The sequence below is a fragment of the uncultured Gordonia sp. genome, from assembly GCF_937858515.1.
Lineage (GTDB): Bacteria > Actinomycetota > Actinomycetes > Mycobacteriales > Mycobacteriaceae > Gordonia.
In genome coordinates this window covers 1-13,700 of record NZ_CALLZT010000073.1, presented here as the reverse complement: position 1 = coordinate 13,700, position 13,700 = coordinate 1, and the positions used below count along the sequence as shown (strand labels likewise).

The window sequence follows — 13,700 nt, the reverse complement described above, 5'->3', positions numbered from 1 at the left end:
CGCGGCTGCGGTGGTGTTCCGAGCCGTTGAAATGCAGGTCGCTGATGTGGGCGACTACGAACATCTCAGACACCCTAGTCCTCCGACTTCGCTGAAGCACATTGATGGACGCACGGTTTGCCTCGCTACAGGTCGCCGGGCAGTTTGTCGCGCCGGATACCCCGCCAACTGGGATGCCTCAGATGCCCCGTCGACGTCCAGTCCATGAACCGCACCTCACCGACCAGCTTGGGCAGCACCCACGTCGCCGTCGACGCGACGGGCCGGTCGAGGGCGTCGATGAACGGGCAGATGCGGATTCGCAGCGGCTCCAGTTCGTCGGCGAGCGACCGCAGCTGGGCGTCGGTGAAACCGGTGCCCACGCGCCCCACATATCGCAGACCAGTCTCCTCCGGCAGCCCCAACAGCAACGACCCGATGGTGTCGGCGCGGTTGCCGTTACCCGGTCGCCAGCCGCCGATCACCACCTCGATGTCGTTCCAGTTCTTGTGTTTGCGCCACTGCGTCGACCGTCGTCCCTGCTGGTAGACGGAGGTGCGCAGCTTGGCGACGACGCCTTCGTAGTTGTGTTCGCGGCTGTGTGCGACGGCGTCGGCGCCCGAACCTTCCAGTAGTGCGGGCACCTCCGTGTAAGGCGATTTCGCGAACAGCGGCGCGAGTTCGTCGAGCAGTTGCCGACGCCGTGACCAGGGCACATCGAGAAGTTGTTTGCCGTTCAGGTACAGGATGTCGAACAGCAGCAACCGCAGCCGGTACGGTTCGGCGGTCGTACCGCGCGAGGCCAGAATGGTGAAATTGGTACGGCCCGACGAGTCGATCGCCACAACCTCACCGTCGAGCACCACATCGAGCAGGCCCAACTCCTGGACGATGCCGCGCAACTCGGGAAATTCTGCGGTCAGATCCAGGCCCGATCGCGACGACAGCCGGAACTCACCACCCACCGAACGCACCAGCACCCGATACCCGTCCCACTTCCCCTCGAACGCCCAGTCCCGTGCGTCGAGACCGTCGATCGGTTCGTCGACGGCCAGCATCGGCCGCGGATCGTGCAGGTCGGCCTTGATGGGGCGCGGTTCGTCGTGCATCAGATGCGCCAGCCAATTGCGTTCACCGGTCTTGATCAGCACATATCTGCCCTGGATTCGGCGTCCGTGCAACCGGACGATGATCTCCTTGTCGCGCCATTTCTCCAGTTCATACGTGCCGCTGTCCCAGATCTCGACGTGCCCACCGCCGTATTCGCCGGCCGGGATGTCGCCGGAGAAATCCGCGTAGTCGAGCGGATGGTCCTCGGTCTGCACGGCGAGCCGGTTCTGATCGTGGCCGGTCGGCAGATTCTTCGGCACCGCCCACGACACCAGCACCCCGTCGTGTTCGAGCCGGAAGTCGTAGTGCAGCCGGCGGGCGTGATGTTCCTGGATCACGAAAATCGGTACCTCGCGCGGGGTCCGGCGGTGGTTGTCGTCGCCGAACGGTTCCGGCGTCTTCGTCTCGTCGCGTTTGCTGCGGTACTCGGACAGATCGGCGACATTCTCGTGAGACGACAACGGATTGTCCAGCCCCGCCAGCAGATCCCCGGACTCGGCGACCCGCTCCAGAACCTCGGGGTACAGCAACTGCTGCAGGTCCGGATCGGACAATTCGGCCCACTCGCGGGGCGCCGCCACCCACGGCCGTTCCCGGCCCCGCAACGAATACGGCGCGAGCGTCGTCTTGGAGGCGCTGTTCTGGCTCCAGTCGATGAACACGCGATGTTCGCGCACTGCCTTGGCCATCGACGCGGTGATCGTGTCCGGATGGGCGGAAGCCAACCCGGTCGCGATCTGCTTGGCCACGGTGCGCGCCGAATCAGGGGACAACGGGCGGTCGAACCGGGCGTACACATGGATGCCTTTGCCGCCGCTGGTCACCGGATACGAGCGTAGGCCCGCGGCGTCGAGCATGTCCCGGATCAGCAGCGCGACCTGCGCGCATTCGGTTAGCGGGACCCCGGGTCCGGGATCGAGGTCGAGGACGAGACGTGACGCGGTGATCGGTTCCTCGCCGACAGGGACTCGCCACTGCGGGACGTGCAGCTCGAGCGCGGCCATCTGCGCCAGCCACACCAGCGCGGCGCGGTTGTCGGCCATGGCGTAGGTGATGGATCGCTGACTGTGCTCGACCGAGTACCGCGGGAGCCACGCGGGCGCGCCCTCGGGTAGATGCTTCTCGAAGAACGCGGCCGACTGCACGCCGCCGGGCCAGCGTTTGCGGGTGATGATGCGGCCCCGCACATGCGGCAGCAGGACGTCGGCGATGCGGTTGTAGTAGTCGATGACGTCGTATTTCCGGATGCCATCAGCCGGGTACAGCACTTTGCCCAGGTTGGTGACGGCGACGGTGCGGCCGTCGATGTCGAGAATGTCGCCCGCCATGACCACCATTGTGCGCCCCGCCCGGCGCCTCTCGACACACGACGCGATCTTGACGGTGATGGCACAATGGCCGACATGCGCTCGATCTGGAAGGGCGATCTCAGCTTTGGTCTGGTGAATGTTCCGGTCAAGGTGTACTCGGCCACGGAAAGCCACGACCGCACCTCGCATCAGGTCGACTCCGCCGACGGCACCCGTATCCGGTACCGCCGCGTCCGCGAGGGCACCGACACCGAGGTCGACTACGCGAAAATCGCCAACGCCTACGAGACCGATTCGGGGGAGACGGTGATCGTCACCAAGGACGATCTGGCGACGCTCCCGGTCAATCGGTCACCTGAGATCTCCATCCTTGAATTCGTGCCCCGCGAGCAGGTCGACCCGATCTATTTCGACAAGCCGTATTACCTGGAACCGGCGTCGAAATCGCCGAAGGCGTACACGTTGCTCGCGAAAGCGCTCGAGGCGACCGACCGGCTCGCCGTCGCCGAATTCACGTTGCGCAACCGGACGCGGTTGGCGGTGGTACGCATCATCGACGGCGTGATGACGCTGCAAACCCTGCTGTGGCCCGACGAGGTGCGTCGTCCCGACTTCAAGTTCCTCGACACCGACGTCGAATTGCGGCCGCAGGAACTGGAGATGGCTGCCTCGCTCATCGAAACGATGGCCACCGACTTCGATCCGAGCCGGTTCGAGGACAAATACCAGATCGAACTGGGTAAGCTCATCGAATCCAAATCCGAAGGTGGACAGGCATTCCCGGAAACCGAGGAACCCGAATCCGACGACGATTCGGAGGTTGCGGACCTGCTTGCGGCCCTGCGGGCCTCGGTGAAAGACCGCGCCCCGCAACGGGAGTTGGCGGAGGACGCGCCGGTGAAACAACCGAGGCCCCTAGCCGGTTGATCGCCGGTTCGTTGTTGCGTCATGTACGGCGGCTCACCGGACCCTTCGAGACGCTCGCTCCTTCGTCGCATCGCCCTCAGGGATCAAGAAGGTTGCCGCGAAACGCAACCGCAGATATGTCTGAGGTGAGGCGAGTCGGTCGCGGGCGCGGTCGAATCAAGAGGTTGCCGCGAAACGCAACCGCAGACATGTCTGAGGTGAGCCGAGTCGGTTGCGGGCGCGGTCGAATCAAGAGGTTGCCGCGAAACGCAACCGCAGACATGGCGCGTGATTATCGTGACGGAGGCAGTGCGGTGGTGACCGAGCATCTTGATCCCTGAGGCCGAAGCGACGAAGTCGCGAGGGTCGCGAAGGGTCCGGTGACCAGTGGCTCCCAACGACATCGCCACAAAACCATTGGCGTCGGCAGGCGAGGATCGGGCAAGCTCGGTGGATGACATCGCAGGCCGACCTACCCAGGGTGCTGCGTCCGTTCGGGACGCGGCAGTACCGGTGGCTGGCCGCGGGCCTGGCGCTGGCACTGTTCGGCGACGGTATGTGGCTGATCGCCGTGGTGTGGCAGGTCATCGACCTCGGTGGAGGGCCGGGCAAGGTGTCGCTGGTGTCGGGCACCACCGCCGTCGGCATGCTGGTGTCGTCGCTGGCCGGTGGCGTGCTGGCCGACCGGGTGTCGCAGCGGCTGATCACGATCGGCCTGGAGGTCACCAAGCTTGTCGCATTCGCGTCGGTGGGGGTGGCGTCGATGGCCGGCGTGCTGACCTTCGGGCATCTGCTGGCGGCGGCCCTGCTCAGCGGCGTCACCACAGGCATGTACTACCCCGCGTACTCGGCGATGCTGCCGAACGTCGTCGAGGCCGCCCACCTGCAGGCCGCCAACGGGGTTGAAGGTTTCATGCGGCCGGTGTTCAACCAGGCCGCGGGCCCGCTGATCGCCGGCGCCGTCATCGGGCTGGCCGCGCCGGGGCAGGCGATCGTCCTCGCGGGCATCGCTTCGGTGTTGTCGGCGTGGTGTTACGTCGTGATGGGTCCGGTCGCCCGCCGCCACGAACCCACCGACACCGGCGAAGTCGGTGCGATCCGGGGTGTGGTCACCGACATCGCCGAAGGTGTCGCCTACATGTGGCGCACACCGTGGCTGTGGGCGACGCTGTTCTTCGCGACCATCCTGGTGCTGGCCACGATTGGTCCGATCGAGGTGCTGGTGCCGTTCGCCCTGCGCGATCGTGCCGGCGGCGATGCCGGTGACCATTCGCTGGTGCTGATGGCGTTCGGGGCCGGGGCCGCGTTGTCGTCGTTGGCGTTCGCGTCGATCCCGATGCCGCGCCGCTACCTGACGCTGATGCTCGGGATCTGGGGAGTGTCCAGTGTCCCGCTCGTCGCGATGGGGTTCGCGCACAGTACGTGGATGTTCGTGGTCACCGCATTCGTGCTCGGTGTGCTTTTCGACGGCCCGATGGTCATCTGGGGCACCCTCCTGCAGCGGCGGGTGCCGCCGCATCTGCTGGGCCGGGTGTCGAGTCTGGACTTCTTCGTATCGGTGGCGCTGCTGCCGCTGTCGATGGCGATCGTCGCACCGGTCAGTCACGCGATCGGGTACACGGCGACGTTCGTGCTGGCCGGCCTGCTGCCGGTGCCGTGCGCGCTGGTGTTCTATCTGGCGGCCCGGTTGTGGCGCGACGAGATCGAACATCCGCTGCGCGATGAGCCGGTCCCTGTGGTCGCTCCCGATACCGCGGTGTCGGCTACCCCGCGCTGCGACAGCGAGCTGTGTCAGTGATTGCGGCACAAGTGGACTGATCGTTCAGCGATACGATGGCCGCATGGCAGAGCAGGCCCCGATGGCAGAGCAGGTACCGCCCGGTGCGGGGCGGATTCAGCAGAACGACATCTACGTCGCCGGGATTCACGGCCGAAAACCCAAGGTGCCCACCGACCATGCCGAATTGGAGCGTCGCGCCCGCAAGGCGATGAGTGAGCGGGCGTGGGCGTACATCGCCGGTGGCGCCGGCGAGGGGTCGACGATGCGCGCCAACCGGGCCGCGCTCGACCGTCGCGCGATCGTGCCGCGGGTGCTGCGCGATGTGTCGGTCCGCTCCACCGAGATCGAGTTGTTCGGCGACACCCTGCCCGCGCCGGTCCTGTTCTCCCCGGTCGGGGCCGGAGGTCTGGTGCGCAGGCGCGCCGACGTGCTCATCGGGCAGGCCGCCGCGCAGCTCGGGGTGCCCTACATCTTCTCCAATCAGGGCAGTGCACCGATGGAAGATGTTGCGGCAGAAATGGATCGGATCAGGCCGGGCGCACCGCGCTGGTTTCAGCTGTACTGGTCTGTCGATGACGACCTCGTCGACAGTTTCTTGATGCGCGCCAAGAAGATGGGTGCGTCGGCGATCGCCGTGACCCTCGACACCACGATGCTCGGCTGGCGTCCGCAGGACCTCAACCTGGGTTCGCTGCCGTTCGCCCGCGCCGAGGGCATCGACCAATACACCTCCGACGCCCGCTTCCGTGACATCGTCGCCGAGCGGATCCGTTCGGCGACGGCCGCCGAGAAGCCGGAGGTGACCCTGGGTGCGATCCGCACGCTGTTCTCGATCGCCCGCAACGTTCCCGGCTCGTTCCTCAAGAACCTGCCGTCCCCCGAGCCACGCGAGTCGGTGCAGACATTCCTGTCGATCTACTCGCGACCGTCGCTGAGCTGGGACGACATCGCAGGACTGCGCGAGCGCACCGATCTGCCGATCGTCCTCAAGGGCATCCTGCATCCCGACGACGCCCGCCGCGCCGTCGACACCGGTGTCGACGGCATCATCGTGTCCAACCACGGTGGCCGACAGGTCGACGGGTCGATAGGTTCCGTCGATGCGCTCGCCGCTATCGCCCCCGTCGTCGACGGCCGGATCAAAGTGCTGGTGGACTCCGGAATCCACACGGGCGCCGATGTTTTCAAAGCCCTGGCGCTGGGTGCCGACGCCGCGTGCATCGGCAGGCCGCACATGTACGGCCTGGCCATCGACGGGGCCGACGGCGCGCGCGACGTGGTCGCCAACATCATCGCCGAACTCGACCTGACGCTCGGACTCTCGGGTCATACGTCGGTGGCCGAGGTCGATCGGAGTGCCCTGGCCGAGGTCTAGAGCTTTACTGCCGAAACGGCCCGGAACGGAGCTAGTGTTCGGTCGGCAGTCGGTTTGCGACTATGTTTGTACCCATGAGCAGCGCGCTTGACGGACCGGGTACGGAAGATCTGGCCACCGACGATCAGGACGCAGCCACGACGGAATCCGAGGGAAACGCCGAATCCGGTGGCTGGCGCGACTTCGGTGCGCCCGAACTACCGGTTCCGCTGGCCGCCGCGCTGGAGACGTTCGCCGAGCACGGCTACCACGGCACATCGGTCCGGGAGATCGCCTCACGGGCCAACCTGTCGGTGCCCGGCCTCTATCACCACTATCCGTCCAAGCAGTCACTGCTGCAGGGGCTGCTCGAACGCACGATGATCGACCTGCTCACCCGCTCGGAACAGGCTGTCGCGGAGGCTGGCGGTGATCCGGTCGCCCGCTTCGACGCCGTTGTCGAATCGTTGCTGCGGTTCCATATGTACCGGCAGGCGCAGGCGTTCGTCGGGTCCACCGAGATCCGCAGCCTCGACGCCGCCTACAAGCCGACGTACGTGGGCCATCGGGACCGGCAGCAGCGGATGGTCGACGACATCGTGTTCGCGGGCGTCGAGTCGGGCGACTTTGCCACCAAGTACCCCAAGGACGCCGCCCGTGCGGTGTCGACGATGTGCGTCGGGGTGTCCACCTGGTTCAACGTCGACGGTCCGGTGGCGGCCGACGAGTTGATCCGGCGCAACTTGCACATGGCGCGCTGCCTGGTCGAGTACACGGGGGAATAGCTGTTTCGTTGACGCGGTGGCGGCGGCCTGGCATGGTGTAAACCGTCGCCGAGCGATCGCTCGGTAGGAGCCGTACCAGGAGAGCCCGTTGCCCATTGACCTGACCTACGACCCGTCCGTCACCGACCTCGTCGCCAGGACGACGACGTTTGTGCGCGACCACGTCCTGCCTGTCGAGAACGAGTTCCACGGCGACATCACCGCCGCGGGTGGCGACGACGTGCGCCGTCGCCTTAACGATGCCGCCCGTGAGGCGGGGGTGTTCGCGCCGCACGCCCCCGTCGAATTCGGCGGCCTCGGTCTCAACATGTCCGACCGGGCGCCCGTCTTCGAGGCCGCCGGCTACTCGACGTTCGGCCCCGTCGCATTGCACATCGGTGCACCCGACGAGGGCAACGTTCATATGCTCGCGCACGTCGCCGACGACCGCCAGCGCACCACCTACCTCGAGCCGCTCGCTCGCGGCATCGTCCGGTCGGCCTTTGCGATGACCGAACCGTCGCCGGGTGCCGGCTCGGATCCCAGTGCCCTGCGCACCCAGGCGGTCAAGGTCGACGGCGGCTGGAAGATCAACGGCGAGAAGCGCTTCATCACCGGGGCCGACGGGGCGGGCTTCTTCATCATCATGGCCCGCACCGCCGGATCGCCCGGCGACCGCGGTGGCGCCACCATGTTCCTCGCACCCGGAGATACCCCCGGCATCACCGTCAAACGGCACATCCACACCACCGACAAGGCGATGATCGGCGGGCACTGCGAGGTCGGATTCAGCGACGGGTTCGTTCCCGCCGCGGACATCCCCGGCGAGGGCGATGAAGGCTACCGGTACGCGCAGGGGCGCCCCGGGCCGGCCCGGATGACACATGTGATGCGGTGGATGGGTTCGGCGGTGCGCTGCCAGGATGTGGCCGTCGACTACGTCGCGCAGCGTGAGGGTTTCGGCGGCAAGCTCGCCGACTTGGGCATGATCCAGCAGATGATCGCCGACAACGAGATCGACTTGGCAGCTTCCCGTGCGCTGCTGATCAAGGCATGTCACGAGCTGGATGCCGGTAAGCATGCCTCCGACGAGACGTCCATCGCCAAAACCTTTGCCGCCGAAGCCTACTTGCGCATCGTCGACCGCAGCATCCAGATGTGCGGCGGGCTCGGGGTATCCGAGGATCTGCCGCTGGCCCGGCTGCAGGCCGAGCTGCGGCCGTTCCGCATCTACGACGGACCCTCGGAGGTGCATCGCTGGGCGATCGCCCGACGCGCCGTGGGTCGCTGGCGTAAAGCTCACCAGGAGAAGGGATCACAGGCATGAGTCACCCGGCACTCGATTCCGCCAAACTGCACGCGTTTCTTCTCGACCAGGGTGTCGAGGTTGCCGGCGAACTGACCGTCGACCTCATCAGTGGCGGCAAGTCGAACCTGACTTTCTTTGTGTCCGAAGGGAAGTCGACGTGGGTGGTGCGGCGTCCGCCGACCGGCGGGCTGACTCCGTCCGCGCACGATATGAACCGTGAATGGGCCGTCACCTACGCGCTGCAGGGCACCGGAGTTCCGGTCGCGGCGACTGTCGCCGTCGACCCCGACGGCGCGGTGCTCGGCGCGCCGTTCACCGTCGTCGAATACGTCGACGGTCTGGTGGTGCGTTCGGCCGAGGACCTCGACGCACTGTCCGATGACGACGTCGCCCGCAACAGTGAGGCACTGATCTCGACGCTCGCGTCGCTGCACGCCGTCGACTACCACGCCGTCGGTCTCGAATCCTTCGGCAGGCCAGAAGGATTCGCTGCCCGCCAGGTGAAACTGTGGGCGCGGCAGTGGGGTCATGTGAAGTCGCGTGAACTCGCCGACGTCGACACCCTGGTGGCGGCGCTGTCCGATCGAGTGCCCGCGCAGTCGCGAAACACCATCGTGCACGGCGACTTCCGCGTCGACAACACCATTCTTGCTAAAGATGATCCGGGAGTCGTTCGGGCGGTGGTGGATTGGGAGATGTCCACCCTCGGTGACCCGCTCACCGACATCGCGCTGATGTGCGTCTACCGCCAGCCCGTCTTCGACACCGTCCTCGGTTTCGACGCCGCCTGGACCAGCACCCGCTATCCGTCGGCCGACGCCATCGCCGCCCGCTACGCCGAACTGGCCGGAATCGACCTGGGCGACTGGGACTTCTACCTGGCCTTGGCCAACCTGAAACTCGGCGTCATCGCCGAAGGCATCACCCACCGCGCCCTGGCCGGCGCGGCCTCCGACGGTGCCGAACGCGCCGCCGAGGCGACGGCCGAGTTCATCGCGGCAGGTCTACGGCAGTTGGGCTGAGGGTGCCAAACTTTGCCGGCGGTTCCGGAAACCGGAACTGCCGGCAAGGTCTACGGGTGGTTCTCTCGAAAGGCTCGACCAATGCACTTCACTTCGCACCAGGTTCTCGACGATGGTCTCGCCGAGCGTCACTTCACTCTCGGTGAGATCCCCGGCATCCTGTGGACGCCCGGCACCGTAACCGCCCCACTGATTCTGCTCGGTCATCCGGGCGGGCTCGACGGTATGTATCCGCGGCTGCTCGGCCGCGCCCGTTCATCCGCTGCTCTCGGATTCGCCTCGGCCACCATCGAATTGCCCGGCAGTGGATCACGCCCTGGGCTGCCCGGTGTCGACGCCGCCCGTCGCGACCTGCGTCACGCCGTGACGGCGGGGAAGCCTGTCGGCGACGACATCGTCGACCGGCTCATCACACCGCTCATCGAACAGTCGGTCCCCGAATGGAGTCGGCTTCTCGACGCACTACCCGACATCGACGGCCCCGTCGGCTATTCCGGCGGCATCCTCGCCATCGGCGTGCGGCTGGCGCTGACCGAACCGCGCATCGTCGCGGCCGGACTGTTCGCCGGCAGCTACGTCCCCGCATCGACGTTCGACGAGGCCCGGCAGGTCACCATTCCGCTGCACGTGCTGCTGCAATGGGACGACGAAGGCAACGACCGGCAGATGGCACTCGACCTGTTCGACGCCTTCGGTTCGGCGGAGAAGACGTTGCAGGCCAGCATGGGTGGTCATCGCGGAGTCCCGGCACACGCCGGTGAGGACACCGCCCGCTTCTTCGCCCGGCACCTGCGCCGGTAGTCGTTCCAAACCCGGCCCGGCGCTACTGCTCGTATGCGGTGATGCGCTCCTCCGGGGTGAGATGAACGACGTCACCGGAAGGTGGTGACGCCTCCGTCGAGGTCGGCGAGGTGGGCGTGCTCGTTGAACGAGATCACCGACAGGCCGCTGCGGCCGGAGATCAATTTGGTCACCGACGCGTTCACCATCGTCCGCGCCAGCACCGGCCAGTGGGCGTCGGGCACCTGCCACAGTTCGGCGATCAGCGCGGTGATGGTGCCCGCAGACGACGCAACCAGCACCGTCTTGCCCGACCCTGCTTCGGCGGCAGCGGCGCGTGCGGCATTGCGGATCCGTTCCCGGTACGCCGCATACGTCTCGTGGCTGCTGCCCTCCGGAAGGGCCAGCGTGCCGTCGATCCACTCGCCGAGCCGCGCGTCGAGCAGCCTCTGGTAGGCGGCACCATCACGGAAGTCGTCGACGGTAGCCGCGCCGGTCAGATCGGGTATCTCGTACTCGTCCCACCCCGCCTCGACGACCGGCGCGGGTGCCCCCGGAAACTGCTCGAGCACCGCCGCGAGGGTCTGCTGCTGACGCGGCAACGTCCCGGTGAACGCGGCATCGACCTTCGCCACCAGCGACGACAGCAACGCCCCGGACAGCTTGGCCTGCATCACTCCGGTGTCAGTGAGACTGCCGATCGGCACCGAACTGTCGGCCGCTTCGGCGACCCCGTAAGCACTCGGATCGGCCTGGCCGTGCCGGACGATATAGATAGCACCCATACCAGCACCCTATTGCCTGCCCGGCCGGACGGTGGCAGGGGAGTGCGACCGACCAGACGCCTACCGCGTTGTGTCAGCGACAGCATCGAATTTAACAGTTAAGTGGTTGTTACTTGTAGTAATGCCACCCCGAACAGCCGAAGCGTAGCAGCTCTAAAATGGAGATGACAGTATGCGAACGGGCAACTGTTAACAGTTGATGGCCATATACTTGCAGTTGATTCGAGCGATCGGTACGCTGGTGCGATGCCGACACCCGAAGAGATCGACGCCAAGATCGCGCGCCGCGCGGCACTCAACCGAGAGTTCACGCCCAGCACCCCGGTCAATCGGCGGGCGGCCTTCTCTGGCCGCATCGATCAGATCATGCAGATCACGGCTGCCGTTACCCAGCCCGGCCGTCACGCGATTCTGTATGGTGAACGCGGTGTGGGTAAGACCTCACTTGCGAACATCTTGTCGGAGTTGCTGGTGCCGACCGAGACGGATTTCAGGGACTACGCCGTCCGCGTCAACTGCACGGTCGACGACACATTCGATACGATCTGGAGGCGGGCTTTCGATGAGCTGGGTCTCCCGTCGTCTGAGGTTCCCGAACGATTTGACAAGTTGAATCCGGATCAGCTTCGGCGAATTCTTGCAAGAGTAAAACCCCCGATGGTGATCGTTCTTGATGAGTATGACCGAGTTGAAGACGACGATGCGCTATCGTTGATAGCGGACACTATCAAATCCCTGTCTGATCATGCTGTCGAGACAAAGCTTGTGATTGTTGGCGTGGCTGACTCGATTGAGAGCCTGGTTGGTGAGCATGAGTCTATTTGGCGGGCAATTGAGGAAGTGCCAATGCCCCGTATGACAGCTGACGAGTTACGCGAGCTCGTCAACAAGGGCTTTGAAGCGGTATCAATAGAGATTGAGTCGGCCGCGGTAGAGCGGATTGTCAAATTGTCAGAAGGGCTACCATCGTATGCACACTTACTCTCTTTGAAGGTGGGCGAGTTGGTGTTGGCGGACGATAGGGACAAGATCTTGCTCGCAGATGTGGTCTCGTCCACTGACGCCGTCGTCAATAGCGCTGTGTCCAACAGGATGGACTATCATAAGGCGATACGTAGTTCTCGGCCGGAGAATCTCTACCCGCACGTCCTTGCTGCATGTGCACTCGCCAAGAAGGATGGCCTCGGCTATTTCACTGCGAAGTCCGTGGTGGAGCCGATGAGTAGAATTATGGGCAAGAAGTACGATATTCCGGCGTTTTCACGTCATCTCTCCAGCTTCATCAGTGATGACCGGGGCTGTGTCCTTCTTCGGCACGGCGAGACGAAGCGGTACACTTACCGTTTCAAGGATCCGATGATGCAACCGTTCGCTATTCTCGCAGCAATAGCCGGAGGCCTCATTCCTCAGGACTATCAAGAAGAACTGTTTACAGATCAGCGCATCGGTTCTGATTGGGACCAGGCTGCAAAGCGGTTGGGTAACAATTCCTGATCTGACGGGGGAGGCCCACCGCGTCGATCACCTCGGGAGTGACACGCGGTGAGGCGTGACCGTTCCGGTTCGTGGGGGCCTGAAAGCACGCATCGGCCCGCGTGTGGCGCGCTAAATGAGTCTCGCGGTGCCGCGGGACTTGACCTTCACGTTGGTTGAGACTGGACGATGTGACCATGACGACATCTGACCCGCAGCTCATGACGATCGGCGAGTTCGCCCGCGTAACGGGCCTGACTGCCAGCGCACTCCGCTTTTACGCCGATTCCGGGCTGCTGCTCCCGGCCGATATCGACGGGATATCGGGATACCGGCGGTACGTCCCCGATCAGGTTGCACGAGCGCGGTTGCTGCGCCGGCTCCGCGAGATCGCCACCCCACTCAGTACCGCCGCGGACATTCTCGATGCCGCGCCCGCGGAGGCCGCTCAACTGGTCGACGACCACGTCAGACAACTGTCCGAGGACGCGACGCTGGCCCGGGACCGCGGTGCCCGCATCATCGCCGATCTCGTCGATTCGCGTGGCGGTGCGCCGGTCTCCGTACGTGGTCCGGTGCTCGCCGCGGCCGTCGACCAGGTTCTCACCGCAACCGTCGACGATCGGCAGCACACGATCCTCAACACCGTCCGCATCGAATCGGACTGCACAACAGGGACTCTGACGCTCGTGGCCACCGACCGTGTCCGATTGGCGATTCGCACTCTGGCCGTTTCGGACGCAGGGGACACCAGTTGGGCTGCAACGGTTTCGGTCGACGACCTGCGCTCGCACCTGGCGACGATCAGGCGTTGCCCGACACTGACGATCGAGCACATGACGGCCCGCATCACCTTCACCTGCGGCGACAACCAATTACATTGCCGGACAACGATGGAACCGTACCCCGACTATCAACTGATGCTATCCGGGCTGCCGGACCCGACGACATTCGTGATCGTATCGGGCACCGCTCTGCGTCGAACCCTGGAAATCCTTGACGCCGACCACATCACGATGGCCATCGCGGACGCGAACCTGTCGGTGGCCCCGGCCCGCGGCACCACGCCTCCCGTCGTGCTGCCCGCGACCGTGCACGGTACACCGATGACGATCGGCTTCGCCCTCA

The 13,700-nt window shown here is 65.3% G+C and carries 11 protein-coding genes; 9 read left to right on the top strand and 2 right to left on the bottom strand.

Annotated features, from left to right (window positions below; genetic code table 11):
* Positions 1-125: 125 nt before the first annotated feature.
* Positions 126-2,426, bottom strand: a complete 2,301-nt coding sequence (locus tag Q0627_RS06470) for an ATP-dependent DNA ligase (protein WP_298808541.1) — start codon at positions 2,424-2,426, stop codon at positions 126-128.
* 66 nt (positions 2,427-2,492) lie between these two features.
* On the opposite strand from Q0627_RS06470, the gene Q0627_RS06465 reads away from it, so the two are divergent.
* The 7 genes from Q0627_RS06465 (at position 2,493) to Q0627_RS06435 (ending at position 10,335) form a co-directional block, all read left to right on the top strand.
* Positions 2,493-3,326: a Ku protein gene (locus Q0627_RS06465; protein ID WP_291018471.1), complete on the top strand. Its 834-nt coding sequence runs from the start codon at positions 2,493-2,495 to the stop codon at positions 3,324-3,326.
* A gap of 433 nt (positions 3,327-3,759) precedes the next feature.
* Positions 3,760-5,103, top strand: coding sequence for an MFS transporter (locus tag Q0627_RS06460; RefSeq protein WP_298808539.1), 1,344 nt, complete (start codon positions 3,760-3,762; stop codon positions 5,101-5,103).
* A 61-nt stretch (positions 5,104-5,164) separates the two neighbouring features.
* Positions 5,165-6,460, top strand: a complete 1,296-nt coding sequence (locus Q0627_RS06455) for an alpha-hydroxy-acid oxidizing protein (RefSeq protein WP_298808543.1) — start codon at positions 5,165-5,167, stop codon at positions 6,458-6,460.
* A 74-nt stretch (positions 6,461-6,534) separates the two neighbouring features.
* The gene (locus tag Q0627_RS06450; RefSeq protein WP_291018477.1) at positions 6,535-7,224 is read left to right on the top strand and encodes a TetR/AcrR family transcriptional regulator; all 690 of its coding nucleotides are present in this window, start codon (positions 6,535-6,537) and stop codon (positions 7,222-7,224) included.
* Positions 7,225-7,312: 88 nt separating this feature from the next.
* On the top strand, positions 7,313-8,530 hold the full coding sequence (locus tag Q0627_RS06445) for an acyl-CoA dehydrogenase family protein (RefSeq protein ID WP_298808536.1): 1,218 nt from the start codon (positions 7,313-7,315) through the stop codon (positions 8,528-8,530).
* The gene (locus Q0627_RS06440) at positions 8,527-9,534 is read left to right on the top strand and encodes a phosphotransferase family protein (protein ID WP_298808534.1); all 1,008 of its coding nucleotides are present in this window, start codon (positions 8,527-8,529) and stop codon (positions 9,532-9,534) included. The genes Q0627_RS06445 and Q0627_RS06440 overlap by 4 nt, the downstream gene beginning before the upstream one ends.
* 81 nt (positions 9,535-9,615) lie before the next feature.
* Positions 9,616-10,335, top strand: a complete 720-nt coding sequence (locus Q0627_RS06435; RefSeq protein WP_291018486.1) for an alpha/beta hydrolase — start codon at positions 9,616-9,618, stop codon at positions 10,333-10,335.
* Positions 10,336-10,406: 71 nt separating this feature from the next.
* On the opposite strand, the gene Q0627_RS06430 is transcribed toward Q0627_RS06435, so the two are convergent.
* Complete coding sequence (locus tag Q0627_RS06430) at positions 10,407-11,099, bottom strand: histidine phosphatase family protein (protein ID WP_291018488.1); 693 nt, start codon at positions 11,097-11,099, stop codon at positions 10,407-10,409.
* A gap of 246 nt (positions 11,100-11,345) precedes the next feature.
* Here Q0627_RS06430 and Q0627_RS06425 point away from each other — a divergent pair, with 246 nt between their 5' ends.
* Positions 11,346-12,593 (top strand): AAA family ATPase, encoded by a 1,248-nt coding sequence (locus Q0627_RS06425; RefSeq protein WP_291018490.1) that lies wholly within the window; start codon positions 11,346-11,348, stop codon positions 12,591-12,593.
* Positions 12,594-12,769: 176 nt separating this feature from the next.
* A partial coding sequence (locus tag Q0627_RS06420) for a MerR family transcriptional regulator (protein WP_298808530.1) occupies positions 12,770-13,700 on the top strand: 931 nt, incomplete at its 3' end.